This is a genomic window from Leptolinea tardivitalis, assembly GCF_001050275.1.
In the GTDB taxonomy this organism is placed as follows: Bacteria; Chloroflexota; Anaerolineae; order Anaerolineales; family Anaerolineaceae; genus Leptolinea; species Leptolinea tardivitalis.
Genome location: NZ_BBYA01000014.1, coordinates 38,570 through 64,957 on the forward strand (window position 1 = coordinate 38,570; position 26,388 = coordinate 64,957).

Sequence of the window (26,388 nt, forward strand, 5' to 3'; positions counted from 1 at the left end):
TCATGAAAGTTATCGGTACAGCCGGACATGTTGATCATGGGAAATCAACACTTGTTTCGGTTTTAACGGGCATGGATCCTGATCGATTAAAAGAAGAAAAAACCAGGCAAATGACCATTGATCTGGGATTTGCCTGGATGAATCTACCCAGCGGCGAAACCATCGGATTTGTTGACGTTCCTGGACATATTGATTTTGTAGATAATATGATTTCTGGTGTTGGGGGGATTGATGCCGTTGTTTTGGTTATTGCGGCTGATGAAGGCGTTATGCCTCAGACACGGGAACATCTGGAAATCCTTGACTTGTTAGCTATTAATTATGGTGTCATAGCATTAACAAAGTGTGATCTGGTAACAGATAATGAATGGTTGGAAATAGTCACCGAGGACATTCGGAAATCGGTGAAAAATACATTTCTGGAATCCTCACCCATCATTCCAATTTCTGCAAAAACAAAGGCTGGAATTCCAGAATTGATCGAAGCTATAGAAAATGTTATTTCAGGTATTAAGAATAGGCGAGACATTTCCAGGCCACGGTTAAGCGTTGATAGAGTTTTTACGATAAAAGGATTTGGCACCGTAGTTACTGGAACATTAATGGATGGAATGTTACACACGGGTGATGAAATTTGCATTCTACCCAAAGGAATCATCAGCCGCATCCGGGGTCTTCAATCCTTGAAGAGAAACGTTGATCAGGTTTTCCCTGGGTCACGAGTGGCAATCAACATTCAGGGAATTGATGCTTCCACCGTAGAGAGAGGTGACATGATTACTGGGGGGCAAGCCAGTAGACCTTCTAAGCGGATTGATGCACATGTAACTGTATTGAGCGAATCCTTAAAAAGTTTGAAACATAACGATCAAGTGAAAGTCCATCTCTTTGCTGCATCAAGAATGGGGCGCATCAGGTTACTGGGTGCTGAAGAAATTAATCCAGGAAGCGAAGGATATATTCAAATTGAATTCTCTGATCCAATTCCTGTTGAAATTGGAGATCGCATAATTCTACGGAATCCATCACTGTCTTTGACTATAGGCGGGGGAGAAATAATGCGTGTGGATGTTCCACAAAAATATAAACGTTTTGACGAAAACAACCTAAAAACACTGGCAAGAATATTCCATGGAACATTGGATGAAAAAATTTTGGGAATTGCAGACCAGAACTTCATATTTTCTACGAAAGATTTGTACGCAAGAATTCCAGAATCTCCTGAAATCATAAGAATAGAAATAGAAAGACTCATAGATTCTAGGAAAATTATTGATTTATTAAGCAAAGAAACAAATTTTGATAAAAAGGCATTTATTACTACAGAGAATTGGACAGAATTTAGGAAAAAAATGATGAATCTATTGGATGGATATCACACTAAAAATCCAATGTCTGATGGAATATCAAAAATTGAGCTGCAACAGTCCCTTAAAATCAATAAAGATTTATTAGAAATTCTTTTAAATCATGCTCTATATTTAAAACTGATTATTAAAAAAAATGAACATCTCCAGCTTCCCAACTATTCAATTCAATTCTCTGCAGACCAAATTGGAAAGATTGAGGAATTATTCAAAATCTGGGATCAACGTCCGTATAAACCGCCAGATGAAATGGAAATAACTGAGGTTGTTGGGAAGAAAGTATTCAATGCTTTGGTGGCAGATGGAAAAATAATCCGGGTTTCAACTGATATCTATTTCAGAGATTCTGAAATAGAAAAGATGACGAATTTTGTAATACAGACTATATCAAAAAAGAACGAGATAACAGTTGCCGAATTTCGAGACTATTTCAAATCCACCCGCAAGTATGCATTGGCTTTTCTTGAATATTTGGACAGATCGGGGGTGACACTCCGTGACGGCGATGTTCGCAGGTTGGGGAAAATCAATAAACTACCAGGATAAATTCTGCCTTTTTACCGCCAGCCTGTTTGTATATCTCCCCCAGATTTCCACGATAAATGATTTCTCCGGGTAACGTAAGATCGCAAGCCAACACAGCACGTTTTCCTGATCCAAATGCTTTTATGGAATCCTTCAAGACCGTGTCCATTCGATAGGGGGTGTCCATAAGAACGATTGGAATATGCATTTTTCGAATGTATTCCAACATGGCTACTCGTTCTTCTGGCTGTCGAGGCAAGAAACCGGCAAAGTAAAATTTTGTAAGAGGCAGGTCCAGAATTGATAATGTTGCCATAAGCGATGATGCACCTGGAACAGGCACTACCTTTGCTCCTATTCCTATAGCTCTCTCAATTAATCTCGCCCCAGGATCAGAAAAGACGGGGGTTCCACAATCTGTGATAAGCGCTATCGAAGCACCACATAACAATTTTTCCTGAACAAGGTCACCAGCGCGACTTTCGTTATGTTCACTTGCTTCAATCCATTCTTTCACATCAATTCCAATACTTTTTGCCAGTCTGGATCCGATTTTTCGATCTTCGCAAATAACGGCATCGGCTTCTCGCAGAATATCAATGGCTCGAAGGGTTATATCACGCGGATTTCCAATGGGAGTAGCCACAATATACAAAATTCCCAGCTTTATATTTCGAAGATCCATAATGATATCCAATCAGGTTAAGATACCCGAAGAATTCCCTTCCTCGGTGAGAATAAATAGGAAAAGATAAAGATCAACGTCGAAACAAGAACGATCGCAGAACCTGATGCAATGCTTACATAATAACTTATGTATAAACCCAAAACACTGGATAACACCCCGATCCCGGCTGAAACCAACATCATACGTGAAAGTCGATTGGTAAGGAGAAAAGCGGAAGCCGCCGGAGTGACGAGCATCGCGGCCACCAGACCAATCCCTACAGTTTGAAGAGAGGTAACAATAGTAAGAGAAATTAGGATAAGAAGTAATGTTCTTAATTGTTCAGCTGGTAATTTAAGTGTTGTAGCAAGAACAGGATCAAAGGAAATGATCTTGAATGGTCGATAAAAAACCAGAACAAGCATAATTATTACAAAAGCCAGAATGGAAATTTGAATAAGGTCTGATGAGCTAACGCCCAAAACATCGCCAAATAAGATGTGGCTAAGATCGACTGCATATGTCCGAATGGTGCTTATGATGGCAATACCCAAAGCCAAAGCAGCAGAAAACAACACACCAATGGCTGTATCTTCACGTATGGTGCCATGTTTTGAAAAGAAGCCAATTGCAAGAGCAACCAGAATGGAGGCGACAAGTGCTCCTATCATAAGGTTGCCACCAAAAAGATACGCAATGGCAATGCCGGGCAGAATGGCATGGGCCAGAGCATCACCCAGAAAAGCCATGGATCGTAAAACAACATAACAGCCAATTATTGAACAGACCAAACCTACAATCACAGCCGCCAATAAACCGCGTTGCATGAATTCATACATCAAAGGTTGAGTAATCCATGTGATCATAGGTGGTTCACCTCGGTCGAATCGGGTGGACAACAATGATCAACCAGTGCTGCACCATCCAACATGAATAGTTGCTCACCAAAGGCGGCTGCCAGATGTTCGCGTTTCATCACCTCGGCAGGTTTCCCATAGGCAATTAAGCGATGCCTGAGCAATACAATGGCTTCAAATCTTGTAGCGGCCATGTTTAGATCGTGTGTTGAAACCATCACAGTAACCTGTTGTTTTTTTAATTCATCAAGAAGTTCAAAAGTCGCCTCTTGAGTTGATAAATCCACTCCATTAAATGGTTCATCCATCAAAAGAATATGCGGCTCTTGCGCAATTGCACGAGCAAGAAACACCCTCTGCAATTGACCGCCGGAAAGTTCATTCAAAGACGAATTCGCTAATTTTTGAATTCCCAAACGTTTCATGGCAATACGGACAATTTCGCGGTCATTTTGTGATGGTTTTCTAATAAGACCATAGTGTCGATAGCGACCCATCATAATGACTTCCTGAACCGTAACTGGAAAGCGGAGATCCACCTCTTCCCTTTGTGGAACATATGCCACACAATAGGCATCATCCCCCAGTGGTTGGGAATGAATTTGAATCGTACCCGTATCTGGATGGATTAATCCAACCAGCAATTTAAACAGGGTAGATTTTCCGGCGCCATTAGGTCCCACAACAGCTACCTGTAAACCATGTGGAACAGAAAGCGATACATGATCTAATGCCGGTCTGTTATTATAGATGACTGATACATCTGAAATATCAATTCTTGCCGGTATTTCTGAAAAAATACCCTCTTTTAATTCCTGGTTTCCCATTGCAATCCAGTACCTTACAGGTAATTGTCAAACCTGATTTTTTTTTGTAATTGAAAAACATTATCATTATCAATAAAAGAGATTTCTTGTCAAGAGTTTGATAAAATATTCTTTTTGAAGATTGGGACCAACCATGAAAATCAGACTCAGTCAGATCGCAAAAAATTCTGCCATTGTTGCCGCTTTTTTCTTAATCGATAAAGTTATTGGATTTCTAAGACAAATCATAATCGTAAGGCAATTTGGACTTTCAAAAGAATTGGATGCTTTTAATGTAGCCAATAATCTGCCTGACATGCTCTTCGCGCTGATTTCAGGGGGTGCCCTGGCTATGGCATTTATTCCCGTGTTGACACAGACTTTGACTCTGGAAGGGCGAGAATCAGCCTGGCGATTGTTTTCACGCATAGCCAACCTGGCTTTTATTGTGACAGCCGGTTTAGCGATTATTATCGCTTTGCTTAGCGATAAGTTGGTTATATGGCAAATAGGGATTGCACCAGGATTTGAAAGGCCACAACAGATGTTAGTGGCTGAATTAATGCGCCTGAACCTTATTGCCACAGTGATCTTCTCAATATCAGGACTTGTATTGGCAGGTCTTCAGGCAAACCAACATTTCATCCTTCCGGCTGCCGCACCGGTACTTTACAATCTGGGACAGATATTTGGGGCTTTAGTGCTTTCTCCCACAGAGGGTTATCGGATTGGCTCAATACAATTACCGGCATTTGGGATGGGAGTATACGGTTTAGTCTATGGTGTCATAATTGGTGCTGTTTTTCATCTTCTTATTCAAGTTCCTGGTCTAATTAAATACCGATATCACTGGCAACCGGGTATTCATCTGGAAGATAAAGCTGTTCGCCAGGTGTTGACAATTCTGGGGCCCCGTCTGGTGACCATGGTATTTATTCAATTGATTTTCATTGTTCGAGACAATATCGCCAGCCGTTTATCAACAGGGTCTGTTTCTGCCCTCACCTATGGATGGATGTTTTTTCAATTTCCGGAGACTTTTATTGGTACAGCCATTGGCACCGCCATGCTGCCAAGTCTCGCAGAGTTAGCAGCCAAAAAGGAATGGGAAGAATTTGCCAGAACAATCGAAAGAGCCGTTCAGACTTTGATTGTATTGACCTTACCTGTTGCCTTTGTACTGGGTTCCGGGTTGGGCGGAGTGATCTCAACTGCCTTTAAATTCACACCAGAGCAGACTGATCTGGTACTCTGGGTTACCCGTGGATACCTGCTAGGTTTGGCCGGACAATGTGTTCTGGAAGTTGCTGTGCGGTCTTTCTATTCCCAAAAAGATGCAATTACCCCTTTGTGGGCAGCCGGATTGAATTTAATCATTTTCCTGGGCTTGGCAGTTGGATTAACCAGTCTGTTGGGTGCGGTAGGCATCAGCCTGGCAGATTGTCTGGCTTATACAAGTGAAGCCGTCATTTTACTCTGGGTATTTAAAAAGAGAATACATCAGAATATCAGTTTTTCTTCTTCAATACCAAGAGGATTGGCGGCAGCATTAATTGGTGGATTAGTCACAACAATTTCTTTATTATTACTTCAGGACTACACTCGACCATTATTTGCTTCATTAATCGCTTTGGTTCTTGGTGGAGTAGCCACTCTACCGTTATTATGGAAAGAAATGAAGCAATTAACACGGTTGTGATAAGAGGTTATAATTTACACCATGGCGAAGAAAAAAACAAATAAATTGGAAACTCCCGAAATCAATCCGGAAGATACATCACCCGTGGTAATAGATGCTTTACATGAAGGAAAGACCATGCAGGTACGCGTTGCACCGGGAACCACAAGACCAATTCGTGAAATAGATTCTAATCTTAGTGAAACCCAGGCAGTTCATCCTGTCAAATTGGATGATGAAGTAAATCTTACGCCGCCTGGTGATCCTCCTACACAGCCGCTGCCAACCGCAAAACCCAAACGTTGGAAATGGATTTTAATTGGTTTAATCCTTATCATAATCGGTGGTGGAATTGGCGGATGGATTGGATACAATGCAGCTGTTAAAGCACGACTGGCTGAACAAAAAAATAAGATAGCTGTCGTGGCTACGACACAGTTCCAACTGGCTCTTCTTGATCAGTCACAGGGCAAGTTAGATACTGCCCGAAAACGTCTGGAATATATTGTTCAGCTAAACCCGGATTTCCCTGGAATTAAAGAGAAGCTGGCTGAAGTCATGATGGCCCAGGCAATGGTTTCAACTCCAACAGCAGTTGTGGCTGACGTTCCTACACCTGTTCCAACAAAAGATACCCGCAATACCGAGGAATTATTCGTTCAGGCCAGACAACAGGTTGCCAATAATGAATGGAATGCGGCGATTACCACACTTGATTCTCTTCGTGATGTAGACCGAACATACAGGGCTATTCAAGTAGACGGCCTGTATTATATTTCTTTGCGTAATAGAGGAATTGCTCGAATAAACAGTGGTCTCCTGGAACAAGGGATTTATGACATCACGATGGCTGGGCAATATGGACCTCTGGATAAAGATGCCTTATCCTACCGGCAGACGGCTGGATATTACCTGTATGGTGCAGCTGCCTGGGCTGTCGATTGGCCAAAGGTTCTGGAATTCTTTGCCCAGTTCTATGCAACAGCTCCAGGTTTGAGAGATGCTTCAGGAATGACAGCAGCGGAAAGATACCGGATGGGATCAATCCTTTATGGTGATCAATTGATGGCCAAGGATGATCCTTGCAGCGCGGTTCAGCAATACCAGAATGCCCTGCAACTATCTGTAGATGAAGCCACCCAGAAAAAATTAAACGAAGCCACAGGAAAATGTACTCCCCCGACGGAAGCGGTGCCACCTACTGCTCATCCTGAACCGACCAGTGAATCACCGGTTCCTGTCGAACCAACAGTAGTACCTACTATTGGAACAACAGATGTACCAACTGAAGAGCCAACTGCGGTACCAACATGATAATTATATAGTAATTAGATAGTTGGTTTATTTCCATTTTGAATGGTTCTGGTTTCTACAGATAATCATTATTGAAATGATCGTAAAATAAAAGGCTCATCGGGATAATAATGCCAGATTAGCCTTTTTGGAAACATGGAGGCAGCCATGGCATCCATGGCAGCACCTTTGCTGAGAGAAAAAACAAAAGGTGTATCGAAATATGGATTGCTGAGCTCAGTGAGGGAAGAATAGTCTGTCCAGGATTGAGTGATGTGGACGATCACCAGAGCCGGTGTGATTCCTGGTCTGTCATTGGTGATAAAGGGCTGAAGCCTATCTCTGTTGGCTCCATAAAGGTTATGAAAACGCGGCAGGCGCTGCGGCAGGTAGAAAAATAGAGAACAGCAAATAAGCAGCACAAATATAGTAGATATCGTTATAAAACGCCATGAAGAAATGGCTTTCCAAAATTGGCCACCATTCAGATGTGGAAGCCTGCCAAGCAGCCAGTCTATTGCGGCAGCTGAAAGTAAAACACAGGCTGGCAGGGCTTCAAAGTAATATCGAGGTCCCAGCAGGTCGGAACCTATCCAGTAGAGTGCATATGCCGCGATAAGCGTAAACAATGTGCCGCTCATCATGAGAGCGCGCCAGTTACGATGGATAATCAGTACCAGCAATCCAAGCGGCAAGAAAACCCAGGAATAACTTAACCAGCCAAATAAATCAAACATGCCGACGTATAAAGAAGCCCGGGCGTTCAAAATCGCCATACGGGGTTGGTAACCACCTGTCTGGCGACCAATACCGGGACCAAACCCTATCGTGTCATATGGCCATACAAATGTATATGGATTTCGGAGAGGATCACCCGTTAAAACATATTGCCATAAGAAATAAACGGGTATGAAGAGCATAACAATACCGGCCATAACATAAAGTAAACGCTTTTGTTGATGAGATCCAGTAATCAAAAGAATAAAACCAGATAAAAGAAAGGGGACGATTACTCCCAATGCGGTTAACGGGCGGGAAAGCATTAACAAACCTAGAGAGAAACTGGAAATTACCACTAACATCCAGAAAGGTAATTTGTCATTATTCTTCGGAAAGATGTCCAGCCAACTGTTAAAAAAGACAAGTACAAGAAATAATGAAAATGTGTGGGATAGTAAAGTAGAAGAAAGTATCAAAAAGAAAGGTGAAGAAGCTAATAATAAAGCGCCAATAATGGCAGAACGAGAGGAAAGAATCTTCTGAATGAGCTGATAGATAAGCCAGATACACCAGGCCGCCAGAAATGGATTCACATAATCACGGACGTGCAAATTGATCCCAAATGAAAGCATGACCGGCCAGGGAAGTGGATATTTCCCATAGCGAAGTCCGTTGTGGTCTATGACAAATGGAACGAGAAAACAACGAGGGCAGGCGGGAGACGGTCTGAATATCTCACCTCTGGCGGCAACTTGTGCCTGCCAGACGTAGGCGAATTCATCTTCCAGGTGGGGCATTCGATCGAAAATCTGATCGCTGATCACCAATGTGCCGAAAAATACCCCAACACAGATTATTAATACAATCCCATCTTTCCAGGAGAAGTGATCATAAAAATAATGGCAAATGGATGAAAATAATCTTCTCATCCATCATATTGTAGTAATTATTGAAGCGGACGGGAAACCAGGTCATATGCCATGGCACCGGTAACCTGAACATGGGAAATCTCTCCGACAGGCAATTGGCCTTCTACGATGACAAGGCCATCTATTTCAGGGGCATCTCTATAACTGCGGCCAATGGATATCCCGTTGTCCATTCCTTCAACTAGAACAGATAGTTCTTTGCCAATAAATTCCTGGTTCTTTTCCAACGAGATACGTTCCTGCTCGGCCATTAAAATATTGAATCGTTCTTCCTTCAATTCCTGTGGAATAGGATCACCCAACGGTTCACTGCTGGTACCTGGTTCAAATGAAAAAGTAAAGACGCCAACACGGTCAAATTTCACAGTTCGAACAAAATCCATCAAGGTATTGAATTCATCTTCAGTTTCACCGGGATAACCAACGATGAATGTGGTTCGTAGTGCAATTTGTGGATTACCTTTACGCAGTTTTTCAATCGTACCAAATACCCATTCCATATTGGATGGACGTTTCATTCGTTTTAATGTTTCTGGGTGAGCATGCTGCAAGGGAATATCCAGGTATGGTAAAACAACGGCTCCTTCAGATAGTTGGGTAATCAACCTGTCTGAGACTGCCCCGGGGTAGGCATAGAGTAAACGGATCCATGGAATATTGGGTACGTTTTTTTTCAATTGATCAAGAAGATCAGGTAAAGCATCTTTTTTCCCCTGATCACTTCCATAATCCGTTACATCCTGGGCTATTAAATTGATCTCTTTAACGCCATTTTCCTGTAGATACTCGGCTTCTGCCAAAATGGTTGACATTGGACGGCTGACGGCTGTGCCCTTGATAAGGGGTATTGAACAAAATGCGCAGGGTCTGCGGCAACCATCTGCAATTTTCAAATATGCGCTAGGTCCCTGGACGGCCACTCGTAAAACACCCTTTTCATCTGTACCAATGGTAGGAACATCTGGAAGATGATACAAAGGAGTCTGTCGCGATGGGGTTTGATGAATTTTCTCCAATAACTCAATAATATCCATCCATCGGCGGGTTCCAAGAATTCCATCAATATTGGATATTTCATTGACAATCAGATAGCGATCGCGCTGGGTCAGGCATCCGGCTGCAATCAGGATTTGACTGTTTTTTTTATGGGAAGAAAGCCTTTTAAGAGCATCAAGAGATTCCTGACGGGCGGCAGATATAAATCCGCATGTATTAACAAGCAATACATCAGCCTGCGATGGTTTTTCAACAGCAGAGTATCCATCACGAATAAGAAGGCTGGCCATGGATTCGGAATCAACTGTATTCTTGGCACAGCCTAATGACTCTAAATAGAATGTCTTTTTAGATTTCATCAAGGTATATAAGGGGTAATTGTAGGAGGAACTGAAGTAGGACTTGGCCGCAACGTTAATGTTGCCAGAGGAGTGCTGGTTGGAGCAGAGGTCACAGCTGATGTTGGGGTAGCAATGCCATCCTTTGAAAAGATCAATCGTAACGGCTCTCCAGGAAGACCGAGGGTGCCAAGGTCCTTCTGGTTGTAATAAATTTGAAGGGAAGCGGCATCACCGCTGACAACTTCGATACGTTCATCAGAAGTAAACGGATATGCATTGCCCGGAACAGTCCGACCCAGGAAGGCGACTTTTCGACCTGTTGTTACCTGAAGGAACACTCTTTGATTGGTAATGATATATACCTGCATGGAAGCTTTACCCAGATTGGGTACAGGGGGAGTGGGTGATTCATTCGTTTGAGGTTGATTTAAATTCGTATTTGCCGTAGGAATTTTCCCAATGTCTTCCGGGTTACGGGCCAAAAGTGTTGGTTCTATGGTTTGAGTGCCTTTGAAAGGGGATTCGCTTGTTGGATTTTGCATTAAAACATCAGCGATGGCAGGCGGTTTTTCAACAGTTTTATTGTGAGTAGAAATGACTTTAATAGCTGACCAGGTGCCAAAAATCACTAGACCTATAATTGTCACGCTGCCCACTATAAAATCAAGAGTAATGAATCGAGTAATCCCAGTTCTTTCTTTTTTAGGAGTGCTTTTAGCCTTTTTTTCTTTTACAAGTTCAGGCTCGGGTGGAAGTAATTCAATGCGGCGCTGTTGCAGTGCCTCTGCAAATTTACTTAAAATTTGATCAGAATCAATATTCAGAAAGGTTGCATATCCATTCAATAGACCGCGGGCTTGAACCATTGATGGAATGTCATTGAAATTTCCGTTTTCCATATCAAGTAGATATCTTGCACGGATATGAGTCAATTTTTCAATTTCATCGACTGAAATATTGAGTTTTTCGCGGCAAGTTTTTAATTCACTGCCAATTTGTTGAAATAGGATACTTGACGTAATCTGGGGTTTGACAGATCGGTCAACTATTTCATCATTGGTTTCAATCTCTGATATGGGTGCCGGAGATTCAACTGAACTGTCTCTATTATGCGATTCGATTGGTTCAGTTTTTGCAGTCAAATCAGAAACAACTGATTCCTTTTTAAATTTGTTGAAGAAATTAATCTTTGTTTTCTTCTCTGGTTCAAAATTCTGTGGTTGAACGGGAATTGAAATTTCCGGTTTAGGGAATAGCGAATCCAGAAGAATTTGAGTATCCAATCCCAGCCAGTCTGAATACAGGCGAATAAAGCCTTTGACCTGTGCCTGTGATGGAATCTCATCAAATTTCCCTTCTTCCAGGGCTTCAATAAAATATGAACGGATATGAATCGCCCTGGAGACATCCTCAATGGATGCTTTCCGGGCTAACCGAGCCTGTTTAAATTGTTCGCCGATGGAAGTTTGCATGAATTGAGATTCAATCAAAAAAACCGGCCAGCCAGTCAAAGCTGGAGCTGGCCGGAAAATAGTAAATACAAATAATATTTTTTGTTATGCCGAAGTTTCAGCGGTTTCAATTTCTGCCGCTTCAACCTTTTCGGCAACAGGGGCGGCTGTAGTGGTGGGGACAGCCACAGTTTCACCTTCACGATGAACAATGATCTTGATTTCAGGTACAAGGTCCATTGTCAGACGAATACGAGCTTTGTGTTCACCAAGAGTACGTACAGGTTGAATTTCTACGGCGCGGCGATCAATGTTTGTGCCACATTTGCTGTTGAGTGCCTCTGCAATCATTTGCGTGGTAATGGAACCATACAGTTTTCCGGTTTCTCCAGCTTTGGAGGCAAATGTCAAAACAATACCATTGATTTTTTCTGCAACACTGCCCATCTCACTGTTGAGTTCAGCACGACGAACAGATGCCTGAGCGCGAATTTTGTCAGCCTGTTTCAAAGCTCCCATAGTTGCCAGAACAGCAAAACCCTGGGGAAGCAGGAAGTTGCGGCCATAGCCATCAGCTACTTTTTTTACATCACCGGCGCGGCCAAGCTTATAAACATCTTTGATTAATAATACTTTCATTCTCTAAGCCCTTTCAAAAATGATTAAGACCGAAGGGTACTACGGTCTTTGCAAACAAATATTTTACCAGTTGAAAGGAGATTGGTCAAACTTAATTCTTCGTAGAAGAACGCTCTATGCCATAAGCAGAAAGAACTGGTAAGACTACAAAAATACCCGAATTTGGATTTGTAAGCAGACCTACGATATCAATAGTTGCTTTATAAACGGCATCAACTATTTCTTGAGTTTGAACGATAGAAAATAACGAACGAGAATGATTTTGAGGAGATTCAACAAGGTCTTCCAATGTAGGAATGATAGGAAAATCTTCTTGTAAGGCTCGCTTTTCCTTCATCTTTACAATTCCAATACTTGGTAAAATCGTTACCCCCGACACACCAGCTTTTTGCCATGCATCCAAAATTTGGTCCAATTTATCCGTATCCTGTAAAACAAAAAGAATGAAAAACATTATTCAACCTCCTCGGATTTTACGGGTTCAATTGTGGATGCTTTTTTATCTTTAATAATAAAAAAAACTGGTGGATTTGTAAAACTCTTTTTTAGTAGGATGGGTGTAATAAGAGTTGATATCAAAACTATTATCACAATATCTGTTAGAACGGCGGAAGTAATAAGACCTGAATTCGCACCGATACTGGCCACAATCAATCCTACTTCACCTCTTGAAATCATTCCATTACCAAGTTGATAGGATTCTTGCCATGATAATCCCCCGATTTTGGCACCGAGACCGGAGCCTAAAATCTTGCTGATGACTGCAACAAGTAACATTACGATAAGGAAACCGAGTGATTCGAGTGAGAATAATCGAAGGTTTGTTTTCAGACCTATGCTAACAAAGAAAATCGGAACGAAAAATCCGTAAGCCAGGTTTTGTATGCCAGCTGATACTTGATCTTTTTCTATTGTGCGTGAGAAGAAAAGACCGGCAAAAAAGGTACCAGTGATTGCTGCCATATTGCCAATTAATTCTGCCGATAAACCATAGATGAAGACCATAACCAGCGTAAAAGTGAGCATTCCCTGACTAGAAGATGTTGCAGAAACACGCTTAACTAATTTGGGAAGGATGAAATAACCAAAGGCACCAGCTAGAGAAAAGAAAATGACCATTCGAAGGATGAGAAGGAAAACACTTGCAGCACTAAATACACCTTCAATGGAAGCGACAAAGATGGATAACAATAAAATAACAAAAATATCGTCATAAACTGCCGCACCGAGCAAGCCAAAGCCAACACGTGTCTTTAAATATCCTAATTCCATTAATGTCTGAGCAGAAATTGAGACACTGGTTGCTGCCAGTGTAAGGCCGACAAATAATGCAATCTTGAATTCCATACCAAGCAGTATGCCGCCCAAAAAACCAAGAAGAATCGGAAATATGACCCCCAGTGAACCTGAAAACATAGCTACACGTGAACTGCGGGCCAATTCACGCAAGTGAAGCTCAATTCCAGCCAGAAACATCAGAAGCAGCACACCTATTTCTGCCATTTCATCAATAGTATCGATTAGATGCATATCAGAAATAAATGGCAGGTTGATAAGATTTACCAGCGATGGCCCTAAAATAATCCCTATGAGCAATTCACCAAAAACAGATGGCTGGCCAAACTTAACACTAACATGACCGGCGATTTTTGCTGCTGAAAGAATAATTATTAATGCTGTGAGTAATTGGAGAAAATTTGTCATAGTGAATTTATTTTATCAAAATAAACTTCAATATGCTATTCACTGTATACTTAATTATCAAATTCCAAATTTCTCGAGGCGACGATGACGATTGAAGACTATCAGAGACAATGGATGTCTACAAGATATGCCGCTTCAATAAAAAAAGCACCTGAACGAAAAAAAATATTCAAATCTACATCGGGAATTGAAATCCCAATTGTTGCGATGCCAAGTGATTTGAATTATGAAAAAGAATTGGGATTACCTGGAGAATATCCCTTTACAAGAGGTGTTCAACCATCCATGTATCGAAGCCGGTTCTGGACAATGCGCCAGTATGCTGGATATGCGACAGCGGAAGAATCTAACAAGCGGTATCGATATTTATTGGATCAAGGACAAACTGGACTTTCTGTAGCGTTTGACCTACCGACTCAAATTGGTTATGATGCCGATGACCCCATATCTGCTGGCGAAGTTGGAAAAGTGGGAGTTTCGATTTCCAGTCTCGATGATATGCAGGCTTTATTTAATGGAATCCCTCTAGACAAAGTTTCCACCAGCATGACGATTAATGCACCCGCATCTATATTGTTGGCTATGTATATTGCTGTGGCAAAGAAGCAGGGTGTAGAAGAAAAATGTTTACGGGGAACAATTCAAAATGATATCTTGAAAGAATATATAGCCAGAGGAACATATATTTTTCCTCCAAAGCCATCAATGCGGCTAATCACCGATGTTTTTCAATACTGCACAGAACATATTCCCCACTGGAATACCATCAGTATTTCTGGATATCACATTCGTGAAGCCGGCGCTACGGCAGTTCAAGAGGTAGCCTTCACTCTGGCTGATGCGATTGCCTATGTCGATGCTGCCATTAATGCCGGGCTGCCTGTTGATGATTTCGCCTCACAATTGTCATTTTTCTTCAATGCCCATAATAATTTCTTTGAGGAAATTGCCAAATTCCGGGCTGCACGCCGATTATGGGCGAGAATCATGAAAGATCGATTTGGGGCAAAAGACGAAAAATCATGGATGCTTCGTTTTCATACACAAACAGCCGGTTCAACATTGACTGCACAGCAGCCGGAAAACAATGTAATTCGAGTTACCTTGCAGGCTTTGGCAGCTGTTCTGGGTGGCACACAATCACTCCATACAAATAGTATGGATGAAGCCCTCTGGCTTCCAACAGAAAAATCAGTGAGGGTTGCCCTCAGGACGCAACAAATAATCGCTCACGAATCCGGTGTGGCAGACAGCGTGGACCCGATTGCCGGTTCTTATCTAGTTGAACAACTAACCAATGAAATTGAAAATAAAGCCGTTGCGTATATACAAAAGATCGATGAAATGGGAGGAGCTTTACAGGCGATCGAACGAGGGTATATTCAAAATGAAATTCAAAATTCGGCTTATTCATTTCAAAAAGACGTTGAATCCAATGACCAGATAATTGTTGGTGTGAATGAATTTCAGATAGATGAGAAACAGGATCTGGACCGTCTTAAGGTTGACAACCAGATTGAGATTAGACAAATTCAAAAACTGCAGGAATTTAAAACTTCAAGAGATCATCAAAAGGTAACAGAATTACTCACCAGACTGGAAACTTCGGCTAAAACCACAGATAACTTGATGCCTCTGTTTATTGAGTGTGTTGAAAACAATGTCACTCTTGGTGAGATTACCGGTGTATTAAAACAACTTTGGGGTGAATATCAGGCCCCATCTTTTTCATAAGGGTGATTATGGCAAAAATTCTGAAAATTCATCATATTGGAATAGCTGTAAAAAATTCGGAAGAGTCTTCTGCTTTCTGGCAGAATGCCCTGGGATTAGCTGTAGACCATACTGAAAATGTTGTCGCCCAAAAATCAAAAGTGACTTTTCTTCCAGTTGGTCAAAGCGAGGTAGAACTAGTGCAACCGACAGATGAAGATTCGACCATAGCAAAATTCTTGACAGACCGTGGACCGGGAATTCATCATATTTGTCTGCAGGTAGATGATATTGAAGGAATGTTGCAGACTCTGCAAGAAAAAGGTATCCGGTTAATTAATTCAGTCCCAATGGAAGAACCGGGTAGAAAAATGGCGTTTATCCACCCTAAAAGCACTGGAGGGGTGTTGGTGGAGCTTTATCAAGTTGTCTAGACTTTGTTTATGAAAAATTTTACAGAACAATGTAAAAAGTACCCGGTATGGGGATGGGCCGGCATGGTTTTGGTAGCTGTCTTTTGGCCAATGAATTGGTTCTTGCCAGGGACACGATCCATGTACGCTTTTTTCCCTCTTTGGTTGGGCTATATTCTTATTGTTGATGGAATGGTATTTCTCCGATCCAATACAAGTCAAATAAACAGAAATGTTAGAGGATTTGTATTTTTATTTTGTACCTCTGCTCCGTTTTGGTGGTTGTTTGAAATACTAAACAGACGAGTACAAAACTGGCATTATCTGGGTGTCGAAAACCTCAATACTATAGAATATTTCCTTATGGCAACCATAAATTTTTCGGTTGTGATTCCGGCTGTTTTTGAATCATCCGAACTGGCAAGTACATTTAAATGGGTAAAACCAATTTTTATAAATATAAGAATTCAAAAATCAGGCAGAACAGCCGTTCTTTCTTTACTTACAGGTATAGTAATGCTGACAGTTCTACTGATCTGGCCGAAGTACTTCTTCCCGTTCATGTGGTTATCTATCTATTTCATTGTTGAACCTGTAAATTTCTGGTTGGGTACATCTGGATTGTATGATTTTTTGGAAAAGAAAGATTGGCGTCCAGTTTTATGCCTCTTTGTTGGGGTACTTGTCACAGGTTTCTTCTGGGAATGCTGGAATTATTATTCTTATCCTAAGTGGATTTATACAGTTCCCTATGTAAACTTTGCAAAAATTTTCGAAATGCCAGCGCCTGGCTATTTGGGATATCTGCCTTTTTCATTAGAACTCTGTGCTCTTTTTCAATTCATTAATGGGTTTAGCAGAATAAAAAACACCGGAATTATTCCGGTGTTTGAAAGGGTATTTACCGAATCGGGTCAAGAACCTGTCAAGCTTGAACAGTGACTTCCTGTAAAGCAGCTTCTTCTTTTTCAGCGATGGCAATACCTTCTTCCACATTAACACGGCTTAAAAGAATCGCACCAATAATAAAAAAGATGATAAGGGAAACAATGCTCAAGCGGCTGTGACCGACTAATTGACCAACAACACCAAATACAAACGGACCGGCAATTCCGGCAAATTTCTCGCTGACACTGAAAAACCCGAAAAACTCTGCCGATTTACTCTTTGGCATCATACGGCCGAACAGAGAACGACTTAAAGCCTGACTTCCACCCTGAACTGTCGCCACGGCAAAACCCAATGCCCAGAAATGCCATTCCTGTTGCATGAAATATCCAAATATGGCAATCAGTGTATAAATGAGCAGGCTAAGATAAATGGATTTTTTTGTGCCAATCTTTTTTGCCAGCCACCCGAAAAGGAATGCAAAGGGAATGGCGACAAATTGAACCATCAGCAATGTTCCGATGAGTGTAGTCTGCCCGATTCCGATCTCTGCACCGTAAATCGTGGCCATTTTGATTATTGTTCCAATGCCATCGTTATAAAACCAGAATGCTATGAGAAAGATGAATAACTGACGATATTTTCTGATTTCTTTGAAGGTTCTACCGAGGCGGCCAAAACTGGCCTTCAATGGGTTAATTTCTTCTTCACCGGCCATAATGTGACGGTCAGGCTCAGGGACATATTTGAGAAGCGGTATTGTAAAAACAAACCACCAGATTGCCACGGAGAGAAAACTCAACCGTGACATGAGACCTGTCAATTCTTTAGGTGCCAGCATGATCATCACAAGATTGACAGCCAGTAACAACCCACCACCGAGATAACCGAGTGCATATCCCTTGGATGATACCTGGTCCATTTCTTCCCCTGAAGCGATGTGGGGCAGCAACGAATCATAGAAAACCAGAGAACCAGCAAAACCCAGATCCCCCACAATAAAGAAGATGGAAGCCATCAGCCAATCACCGGTTTTTACAAAATAGAGCAATGCTGTTCCAAGAACACCGATGAAGGCAAAGAGAGCCAGCAGCCGTTTCTTCGAGCCGCTGAAATCTGCCAGAGCACCAAGAATGGGACTGGCAATGGCTGCAATCAACAATGAAATGGATGTGGTGTATGCCCAGTAGACTGTTGCAGAATTACCTGGCAGATTGGCTGCCGCTACACTGGCATAATAGACTGGTAAAACCGCCGCCATGATTGTGGTGGCAAACGCTGAATTTGCCCAGTCGTACATCGCCCAGGCATTGATGATCTTTTTATGGTCTTTTTCCATATTGTCACTCTCGGTGGGGATTTTCAATTGATTATAAAGGAAAATAAAAAAGACAGTTATAAATGGTAAATTAATTCTAAGAACAAATGGTTTATATACTGTAGAAATAAAGTTCGAATAGTATAATACAGGCTTGAATCGGCTAAATTGGACTCATCAGGTGAAATTATGTCGCAAAATTTAATACGGGTTACAGGTGCCAGAGAGCACAACCTGAAAAACATTAATGTAGATATTCCTCGCGATAAACTGGTTGTTATTACAGGATTATCGGGGTCAGGAAAGTCATCCCTCGCTTTCGATACGATTTTTGCAGAAGGGCAGAGACGGTATGTTGAATCTCTATCTGCTTATGCCAGACAATTTTTAGGGCAAATGGATAAGCCGGATGTCGATTCGATTGAAGGCCTGTCTCCTGCAGTATCCATCGATCAGAAAGCAACCTCCCATAATCCGAGATCCACAGTCGGAACGGTAACAGAGATTTACGATTATTTGCGTCTGTTATATTCTCGTGTAGGGATTCCACACTGTCCGATTTGTGGACGAGAAGTTCAGCGGCAGTCTGCTCAAGAAATTGTTGATATTATTGAGGGGTTGCCTGATGGCACACGTATTCTGGTTCTGGCACCATTGGTCAGGGGGAGAAAGGGAACCTACCAGAACATTTTTGACGATATCCGAAAAATGGGATTTGTTCGTGCCAGAGTTGATGGAAAAGTTTTCAATCTCGAAGATGAAATTTCCCTCGACAGGTTCAAATTACACACAATTGAAGCTGTAGTGGACCGTCTGGTGATAAATAAACAGGCAGATGAGTCAGAACAACATTCAGCCCTTTCACGATTGACGGATTCAATTGAGACCAGCTTGAAAATTGGTGAAGGTTATGTAACGATTCAAAACCTCAGTGTAGACCCGCCCACTGATCTATTTTTCAGTGAACACCTGGCCTGTCCGGAACATGGGGTCAGTCTGCCGGAAATTGAGCCGAGAACGTTTTCTTTTAATACTCCACACGGTGCCTGTCCGGAATGCGAAGGGTTGGGAAGCAAACTGGAGATCGATCCAGATCTGCTTATTCCTGACCGGGAACGATCACTCAACGACGGTGCCATTATTGCCACGGAATGGAGCAATTCGCGCGAGCAGGGTGGTTATTACTGGCAGATGCTGGAGGCTGTTGCAGAACATTTCGATATTGACCTGGATATGCCCATTAAAGATATTCCGGAAGAGAAGGTACGGTTAGTTCTTTATGGAACTGGAAAACAGGAAGTGACCATGAATATGGTCGGACGAAACGACCGGAAAACAACCTTTGATACTACGTTTGAAGGTGTAATTCCAAACCTTGAGAGGCGATTCCGGGAAACTTCTTCAGAATTCATTCGCAGCAAGATCAGCGAATATATGTGTGACCGGCTCTGTCCGAATTGTAAGGGAACGCGTCTGCGTCCGGAAGCACTGGCGGTGACTATTGATGAAAAGAATATCGTTGAAGTAACCGGTTGGCCTGTTGTGACGACACTGGATTGGATCAGGAAACTAATGGAGAAAGATTCCTGCCTGACCTCAAGACAGCAGGCTATTGCCGAACGGGTGCTTAAGGAAATTAAAGAAAGATTAGGATTTCTTGTTGATGTTGGATTGGATTATTTGACATTACGCCGTCCTGCCGGATCGTTATCCGGAGGGGAAGCACAGCGTATTCGGCTGGCAACTCAAATCGGATCACGGTTGATGGGAGTGCTTTATGTGTTGGATGAACCGTCAATTGGTTTGCATCCGCGAGATAATGACCGGCTCCTGGCCACATTAAAGGGATTGGTGTCACTGGGTAATACTGTTCTGGTAGTTGAACATGACGACGAGACTATTCGGGCAGCAGATTGGATTATTGACCTGGGTCCCGGAGCAGGCGAACATGGAGGAAAAATTATTTCCGCCGGAACAGTTGATCATATTCTTCAGGATGAAAACTCTCTTACCGGAGCATATTTGAGTGGACGGAAAAAAATCCCCATTCCCCAAAAACGACGTAAAGGCAATGGTAAAGAGCTGGTAATTCGGGGCGCCAGGGCCAACAACCTGAAGAATATTGATGTGCATATCCCTCTCGGAGTACTCTCATGTATCACTGGTGTTTCAGGATCCGGCAAGAGCACATTAATGATTGACATTTTGTATGCCGAGCTGGCAAAACAAATTTATGGATCCCATACACAGCCGGGAGAATTTGAGAGACTTGAAGGTATTGAACATATCGATAAAGTCATCAATATTGACCAGTCACCAATTGGACGTACCCCGCGATCCAACCCGGCCACTTATACCGGCTTATTCGATGAAATCCGTCAACTATTTGCCGAATTACCCGAAAGCAAGATTCGCGGCTATAAAAGTGGACGTTTCTCGTTTAATGTTCATGGAGGACGCTGCGAAGCGTGCCAGGGTCAAGGACAATTGCGTATAGAGATGCAATTCTTGCCGGATGTGTATGTTCCATGCGATGTTTGTCACGGAACCCGGTTCAATCGTGAGACACTGCAGGTCAAATTTAAAGGAAAATCCATTGCGGATGTCCTGGATTCAACCATTGAGGAATCCATCGAATTCTTTTCTGCTTTCCCCAATATTCAGGCAAAACTGAGTACCTTGATGGACGTAGGTTTGGGATATGTCCGTCTGGGCCAACCAGCAACCACACTTTCTGGTGGTGAAGCGCAACGAGTAAAACTGGCAAAAGAGCTTTCTCGCCGGGCAACCGGGAAAACTTTGTATGTTCTGGATGAACCTTCCGTTGGATTACATGCAGCCGATGTTCATAAGCTGATTGAAGTATTGCAGCGTCTGGTGGATAATGGTAATTCGATTATCATTATTGAACACAACCTCGACATTATCAAGGTTGCAGATTATATTATTGATCTGGGACCGGATGGAGGAGACCGTGGTGGTCAACTTATCGCAACCGGAACGCCGGAACAAATTGCTGTTGTTGAAACGTCATATACGGGAAAATTCCTGAAGCCTTTACTGACAAACAGATAGATGAAGGTGACTCGCATAAAGAGCAAGAATCAAGTAGAATGCCTGATAGCAGGATTAACTGAGCAACGATAAACCAGGAACGTAAGGCTTATCATTTGCCTGAAATTCCAAAAGAGAATGGGAAATCCTATGGCTGGAAAAGAAAACCCACAAAATGTCATTGATTCATACAAAAAACGGCAGCAATCCATGCCGTTCCTCATAGGAGGATTGGCCGGTGTATTAATTCTGGGCGGCGTCCTACTGCTGGTGTTCTGGCTTTCAGGACCGAATAAACCTGATTTGCCTTTTTTATCAACAAAAACAAGCACACCTACATTGACTTTCACCGCTTCACCCGTACCTCCAACCAGTACTCCTACTGAGACGGCTACATTGACTCTGACGGTGGCTCCCACCGAGACAGTTACTCCAAGTGGACCGTTTGAATACACGGTAGTAGAAGGTGATTATTGCCAGAAAATTGCCGATCAATTTTCCACCGTGGTAAAGGCTCTCGTGCTGCTAAATCCGGCATTGGGCGCCAATTGCAATATCCGTGTAGGAGAAAAGATATTGATTCCACAGCCAGGAGCTGTATTACCGACAGATACCCCAATTCCCCAGAATATTAAATCTGGCACGCTGGTGGAGTATACTGTGGAACCAGGTGATACCATCGGTAAAATAGCCAGCAAATTCAACAGCGTGGCTGAGAACATTCTTACAACAAACAAATTAAAAGATGCCAATTTGATTTATGTCGGTCAGGTATTAAAAATCCCTGTCAATATTGTCACTATTGTTCCAACCCGGCCGGCTACTATTACACCCGGCGGTACGCAAATTGGCGGAACTAAACAGCCCGCTGCAGCTGCCACAGTAACAGCGACTAAACCGAAATAGATAAATACCTTTCACAAAGGAAGAAGATTGCAGGGCGGGTAATTTACCCGCCCTTTATTCTATGAGCAGAAATAAAACATATCCATTAATACTTTATATTTGTTTTGGAATTCTGGTGGTGGGAGGCCTTGTATTAGTATTTGCACCCCCTTTTTTTTCATTACCCGACCCAAAGATCAAACCGGATGCCGATAGTTCCATTGGAATGGTTTCTTCGATCAAATTGACGTTTCCCGAATCCATGAATACCAATTCTGTGGAAAGTCGAATTCAGATCATTCCAGAAACACATGTAAAATTTTCATGGATTAATAAAACACTAATTATTTTTCCGGATTCTGCCTTCATGGCTGGCAAAAATTTAACGATTAAGCTGATCAGTGGCGCCAGCAGCCTGGATGGAAGAACTCTGAAAAGCGACTATGTATGGACTTATTCCATTCGTTCACCCCGCATTGCTTTCCTGGGGCAGGCTACCACTTCACCAGAAATTTTTTTGGCCGATGGCAACGGAACTGTAACAAAAATTACAGAAACCAGGGGGAATATCATAGATTTCGCCGCTCTACCGGATGGCTCTGGTTTTGTTTATTCCGTAAAAAATTCTTCCGGCGGTTCGGATATTCATGAAATTAGTATAGATAGTCAGAAAGATGTGAAAATACTGGATTGCATGAAAGAATCATGTGGAGATCCCGCTGTCTCTAACGATGGTCACCTGATGGCTTTTTCGTGGAATCATGATCCTATGGATGGATCTACCAGCATTCGATCATATATTTACACAATGATTCTTGACGAAGGTAAATATTCTCCAGAACCACTTGCCGAGGAAAAAAATATGCCAGGTATCCTTCCTTCTTTCTCACCAGATGGGAAAAAAATAGCGTTTTATGACTCCATCGGTAAGGGCATTCGCGTTATGATCCCTGAAGGAAAGAACAACTTTTTGCTCGGAACCAGTCGAATACAGCGTGGAACCTGGTCGCCTGATGGATCTCATATGGTTTTTGTGGATGATATGCCCGGACACGATGATGTTTTTTCAAAACTTTACTCAGTCGATCTTGGATCAAGCACAATTAGTGAACCAATGGTCGGTCAATTAGACGATATAGAGTTGGGTGAACCTGACTGGTCACCCGATGGACGTTTTTTAGTTGCCGGTGTTCGAAAATCAGATGGACCAGTTTCACGTCAAATCTGGTTAATCAACCTGGAAACGAAAGAAATCAAACAAATAACTGATAATTATTCATTAATCAATGCCGCACCAAAGTGGAGGCCTGATGGAGACGAAATTGTATTTCAGCAGGCACAAATGGGTACTTCTGATGTGAAACCACGCATTGCAAAATGGAATAAAGATGACGGAAATATCACCATTATTGCGAATGACGCTGCCTTGCCGAATTGGGTTCCTTAAGGCAAGTCAAGAGCCTGCCTGATCTCAGACTGCACAGATGAATCTATCTCCCGGGTAAGCCGGACAGATAAAATTGTTCGGGCTTTTGATGTACGAATCTGACCCAATCCCCAGGCAGCATGGCAGCGTATGACAGGATCTGGTTCATTTTCAAGTAACCAGCCAAGCGGTTTTACGGCATCCAATTGACCGGAATTCCCTAAAGCAACGGCAGCATTCCGGACAAGACGGGAACGCTTCAACCGTTTTAAGGATGTACCGGAAAAACGAGATTTGAATTCATCATCCGAAAGATGGACAATTTCGACCAAATCAGGAAAGATGACACGTTCATCTGCAGCTTCAAATTCAGGAAGTACATAATTATTTCCAGGTTTTCGATTCCACGGACACACAGCCTGACAGATCGTGCATCCATATATCCAATTCCCCATGGACTTTCGCAGTTCGACCGGAATTATGCCGCGATGTTCAATGGTTAAATATGAGATACATCGGCGGGCTTCCAGCAATCCGCCGGGCAAAATGCAGGCGGTAGGACAGGCATCAATGCAACGGTGGCATGTTCCGCAGGAACCGTACAGATTGTTAAAGATAGGGTCAAGTTTTTCTTTAAGGAAAATATTGGTAAGAAAAAAGAACGATCCCAATCGGGGATGAATCAGAAGAGAGTTGTTACCCGTCCAGCCCAGGCGGGCACGTTTGGCCAGGGGTTTTTCGAGAATGGGAGAAGAATCCACTGCCACAAAATTTTCAACCGGTTTTCCCAAAGAATCAGAAATATCTGACATCACCAGTTCAGCCCGATGTTGCAACACATCATGATAATCTTTCCCCCAGGCATACGAAGCGATTCGACCGGATAATGGAAACGGACTTTCCGTCAATCGATCTATAGTATATCTGGCTCCCAGAACAAGCACAGACATACTGCCGGGGAATAATTGCTCTGGATTTGACCGTGATTTCATACCTTTGGGATCTTCTAAAAAATGCATGGTTCCCTGATATCCAGCCTTGATCCAATCCAGATACCGGTCAAACTCAGGCAAAGGATCGGTGCTGGCAGCTCCGCAGAGTACAAATCCATGGCGGGAGGTAATCGAAATAATTTCATTGGCGGTTATAAATGTGGACATAAAATTAATTATACTTGTCGGAAATTTTGGTACGAAAAGAAACAGAAAAAAAGACTGTGAAGATTTCCCTCACAGTCTTTTCAATAATTGAACTGCTGATCTTATTTTACAGAGAAAACGTAATTGAAGTGGAAGAAGGTTACTCCGTCATCATTGACCAGACCCCATTTTGATACGTAGTTACCGGGTTTCTGGGGAGCGACAAAATCAGCCAAAATCTCTGTCTCACCGCCGCGATTAACTTTCGGGAGCATCAGTACTTCAAAAGTGGAACTTTTAACGCCACTGATATACCGAATGTAGAATTCATTATTCCAATCGCGGGCGCCTATGTTCTTTATAACCCATTTGACATCAAAAGCCTGACCGGGTGCCATTACCAGGCCGTCTGCCGGGTTCTGGAAGGAAAGGGAGGCGCGATCTGTATAGGGAGTAACCGTCCAGGTCGGGTAACGGGTATAGGAACTTGCCGCAGTGAATGTTGATTTAGGCGCCACGGTGATGATGGCAGGGAGCGTGATAGTAGGCGCAACAGGTGCGGCGGCTGTGGCTGTATCTATCGGAGTTGACGTGGCAGCCGCAGTGGGGGTTGCCTTTGGAGCGTCAGCCGTCAATTGGGCTACCACTGTCTGGTAGATTTCCTGTTTGATGGCCGCCACATCCAGGGTGGGTTCTGCGGTTGGAGTTGCCGTAGCAGGCGCATTGCAACCGGTGAGGCTGAAAAGGCTTGCGGCAATCAGAAGCAGAAGGATACTCTTTGGGAGTTTCATGATCGTTTCCTTCAAAAATTACTGAACGGTCAGGGTGATGTCAAACTTACCGACATTCAACCCGTCTGATCTCTGCAGCACCCACAGGGAATATACCTCACCGGGTGTTGCAGGCGCCACACAATCCACGGTGAAATCGATGGATGTATTGGGTTTAACATCTTTTGTGATCGGGTAGGCAGCCGCTTTGGAAAGCTGTGTTCCAGCATAAAACTTAAAGGAATAGGAGTTGGTCCAGGTTGTGGTGCCGATATTCTGGAGTTTCCAGGTGATTTTGAACGGCTTGCCGGCGGGAATCTTGCTTTTATCGGCAGGAATGTTGGAAACCCACTGCAATTTGTCTGGAATCTGTGCCACAACCGTTCCCGCAGGTGCAGCCGGCGCCAGAGAGGCTGCCGGGGCCAGCGTGGACAGGTTGGTCATGGTGGGCAAAGCCGGGGCAGCCGGCAAGGTGGCATTCTGGTCAATCACGGCACCGGGTGTCACAGCCGCACCAGCAGGGGGCTGGGCTGCACCGCCTTCGACTGTAGCAAGAGGAGCCAGCGTGGGCAGAGTTTCCGCCGTGGGCGTCACGGGAATGGCGGCGGTGGGAACAGGACGGCTGGCAGCGTCCAGCGTAATCTGGGCGACCACCGTTTGTGCGCCGGAAGTAAAGACCAGGTTGGGGTCAACCGTAGGCCCTTCTGCCACAGGGGCAGAAGGGCTGGCTGAACTGCCGCAACCCGACAGGGTAACAACCATAAAAAGCAGCGATATTAATCTTAGTGAATTCGATTTCATACTAAGTC

General features: G+C 43.1%; 22 protein-coding genes. 9 read left to right on the forward strand and 13 right to left on the reverse strand.

Annotated elements, in window-relative coordinates:
• Window positions 1-2: 2 nt before the first annotated feature.
• Window positions 3-1,913 carry a selenocysteine-specific translation elongation factor gene (selB, locus tag LTAR_RS15545; protein ID WP_062423232.1) on the forward strand — a complete coding sequence of 637 codons (1,911 nt, stop codon included), beginning with the start codon at window positions 3-5 and terminating at the stop codon, window positions 1,911-1,913.
• Here the strand turns inward: selB and LTAR_RS15550 are convergent.
• The 3 genes from LTAR_RS15550 to LTAR_RS15560 are packed head-to-tail and all read right to left on the reverse strand — an operon-like array spanning window position 1,894 to window position 4,243.
• Entirely contained in the window at window positions 1,894-2,577 is a 684-nt protein-coding gene (locus LTAR_RS15550) for an SAM-dependent methyltransferase (RefSeq protein WP_062423233.1), read from the reverse strand. The two genes, selB and LTAR_RS15550, sit on opposite strands and share 20 nt — an antisense overlap.
• Window positions 2,578-2,594: 17 nt before the next feature.
• Window positions 2,595-3,425, reverse strand: a complete 831-nt coding sequence (locus LTAR_RS15555) for a metal ABC transporter permease (protein WP_062423234.1) — start codon at window positions 3,423-3,425, stop codon at window positions 2,595-2,597.
• The gene (locus tag LTAR_RS15560) at window positions 3,422-4,243 is read right to left on the reverse strand and encodes a metal ABC transporter ATP-binding protein (RefSeq protein ID WP_062423235.1); all 822 of its coding nucleotides are present in this window, start codon (window positions 4,241-4,243) and stop codon (window positions 3,422-3,424) included. Before LTAR_RS15560 ends, LTAR_RS15555 begins: the two co-directional genes overlap by 4 nt.
• 133 nt (window positions 4,244-4,376) lie before the next feature.
• Here LTAR_RS15560 and murJ point away from each other — a divergent pair, with 133 nt between their 5' ends.
• The gene (gene murJ / locus LTAR_RS15565) at window positions 4,377-5,921 is read left to right on the forward strand and encodes a murein biosynthesis integral membrane protein MurJ (protein WP_062423236.1); all 1,545 of its coding nucleotides are present in this window, start codon (window positions 4,377-4,379) and stop codon (window positions 5,919-5,921) included.
• A gap of 21 nt (window positions 5,922-5,942) precedes the next feature.
• Complete coding sequence (locus LTAR_RS15570) at window positions 5,943-7,214, forward strand: tetratricopeptide repeat protein (protein WP_062423237.1); 1,272 nt, start codon at window positions 5,943-5,945, stop codon at window positions 7,212-7,214.
• 68 nt (window positions 7,215-7,282) lie between these two features.
• On the opposite strand, the gene LTAR_RS15575 is transcribed toward LTAR_RS15570, so the two are convergent.
• The 6 genes from LTAR_RS15575 to LTAR_RS15600 form a co-directional block, all read right to left on the reverse strand.
• Window positions 7,283-8,842, reverse strand: coding sequence for a glycosyltransferase family 39 protein (locus tag LTAR_RS15575; RefSeq protein WP_062423238.1), 1,560 nt, complete (start codon window positions 8,840-8,842; stop codon window positions 7,283-7,285).
• Between the two features lie 17 nt (window positions 8,843-8,859).
• Window positions 8,860-10,197, reverse strand: a complete 1,338-nt coding sequence (gene rimO / locus LTAR_RS15580) for a 30S ribosomal protein S12 methylthiotransferase RimO (protein WP_062423239.1) — start codon at window positions 10,195-10,197, stop codon at window positions 8,860-8,862.
• The gene (locus LTAR_RS15585) at window positions 10,197-11,651 is read right to left on the reverse strand and encodes a helix-turn-helix domain-containing protein (protein WP_139044601.1); all 1,455 of its coding nucleotides are present in this window, start codon (window positions 11,649-11,651) and stop codon (window positions 10,197-10,199) included. The genes rimO and LTAR_RS15585 overlap by 1 nt, the downstream gene beginning before the upstream one ends.
• A gap of 84 nt (window positions 11,652-11,735) precedes the next feature.
• Entirely contained in the window at window positions 11,736-12,269 is a 534-nt protein-coding gene (gene rplI, locus LTAR_RS15590) for a 50S ribosomal protein L9 (RefSeq protein ID WP_062423241.1), read from the reverse strand.
• A gap of 91 nt (window positions 12,270-12,360) precedes the next feature.
• Window positions 12,361-12,723: a hypothetical protein gene (locus tag LTAR_RS15595; protein WP_062423242.1), complete on the reverse strand. Its 363-nt coding sequence runs from the start codon at window positions 12,721-12,723 to the stop codon at window positions 12,361-12,363.
• On the reverse strand, window positions 12,723-13,973 hold the full coding sequence (locus LTAR_RS15600; protein ID WP_062423243.1) for a cation:proton antiporter: 1,251 nt from the start codon (window positions 13,971-13,973) through the stop codon (window positions 12,723-12,725). The genes LTAR_RS15595 and LTAR_RS15600 overlap by 1 nt, the downstream gene beginning before the upstream one ends.
• A gap of 84 nt (window positions 13,974-14,057) precedes the next feature.
• Between LTAR_RS15600 and LTAR_RS15605 the strand changes: the two genes are divergently transcribed.
• The 3 genes from LTAR_RS15605 to LTAR_RS15615 all read left to right on the forward strand — a co-directional run bounded on the left by LTAR_RS15605 (window position 14,058) and on the right by LTAR_RS15615 (window position 17,041).
• Complete coding sequence (locus LTAR_RS15605) at window positions 14,058-15,707, forward strand: acyl-CoA mutase large subunit family protein (protein WP_062423244.1); 1,650 nt, start codon at window positions 14,058-14,060, stop codon at window positions 15,705-15,707.
• Window positions 15,708-15,715: 8 nt separating this feature from the next.
• Complete coding sequence (gene mce / locus LTAR_RS15610; RefSeq protein ID WP_062423245.1) at window positions 15,716-16,120, forward strand: methylmalonyl-CoA epimerase; 405 nt, start codon at window positions 15,716-15,718, stop codon at window positions 16,118-16,120.
• A gap of 63 nt (window positions 16,121-16,183) precedes the next feature.
• A complete protein-coding gene (locus LTAR_RS15615) occupies window positions 16,184-17,041 on the forward strand; it encodes a hypothetical protein (RefSeq protein WP_158423460.1) in 858 nt (285 codons plus the stop codon).
• Here LTAR_RS15615 and LTAR_RS15620 read toward each other — a convergent pair.
• Complete coding sequence (locus tag LTAR_RS15620) at window positions 17,025-18,326, reverse strand: MFS transporter (protein ID WP_062423247.1); 1,302 nt, start codon at window positions 18,324-18,326, stop codon at window positions 17,025-17,027. The two genes, LTAR_RS15615 and LTAR_RS15620, sit on opposite strands and share 17 nt — an antisense overlap.
• 168 nt (window positions 18,327-18,494) lie before the next feature.
• On the opposite strand from LTAR_RS15620, the gene uvrA reads away from it, so the two are divergent.
• From uvrA to LTAR_RS15635, 3 genes are all read left to right on the forward strand, one after another.
• Window positions 18,495-21,380: an excinuclease ABC subunit UvrA gene (uvrA, locus tag LTAR_RS15625; protein ID WP_062423248.1), complete on the forward strand. Its 2,886-nt coding sequence runs from the start codon at window positions 18,495-18,497 to the stop codon at window positions 21,378-21,380.
• Between the two features lie 129 nt (window positions 21,381-21,509).
• A complete protein-coding gene (locus LTAR_RS15630) occupies window positions 21,510-22,265 on the forward strand; it encodes a muramidase family protein (protein WP_062423249.1) in 756 nt (251 codons plus the stop codon).
• Between the two features lie 61 nt (window positions 22,266-22,326).
• Window positions 22,327-23,691, forward strand: coding sequence for an Ig-like domain-containing protein (locus LTAR_RS15635; protein WP_062423250.1), 1,365 nt, complete (start codon window positions 22,327-22,329; stop codon window positions 23,689-23,691).
• Here the strand turns inward: LTAR_RS15635 and queG are convergent.
• The 3 genes from queG to LTAR_RS15650 form a co-directional block, all read right to left on the reverse strand.
• The gene (gene queG, locus LTAR_RS15640; RefSeq protein WP_062423251.1) at window positions 23,688-24,830 is read right to left on the reverse strand and encodes a tRNA epoxyqueuosine(34) reductase QueG; all 1,143 of its coding nucleotides are present in this window, start codon (window positions 24,828-24,830) and stop codon (window positions 23,688-23,690) included. The genes LTAR_RS15635 and queG overlap by 4 nt on opposite strands.
• Before the next feature lie 101 nt (window positions 24,831-24,931).
• Window positions 24,932-25,600 carry an NBR1-Ig-like domain-containing protein gene (locus tag LTAR_RS15645; protein ID WP_062423252.1) on the reverse strand — a complete coding sequence of 223 codons (669 nt, stop codon included), beginning with the start codon at window positions 25,598-25,600 and terminating at the stop codon, window positions 24,932-24,934.
• Window positions 25,601-25,618: 18 nt separating this feature from the next.
• Window positions 25,619-26,380 (reverse strand): NBR1-Ig-like domain-containing protein, encoded by a 762-nt coding sequence (locus tag LTAR_RS15650; protein ID WP_062423253.1) that lies wholly within the window; start codon window positions 26,378-26,380, stop codon window positions 25,619-25,621.
• Window positions 26,381-26,388 lie beyond the last annotated feature (8 nt).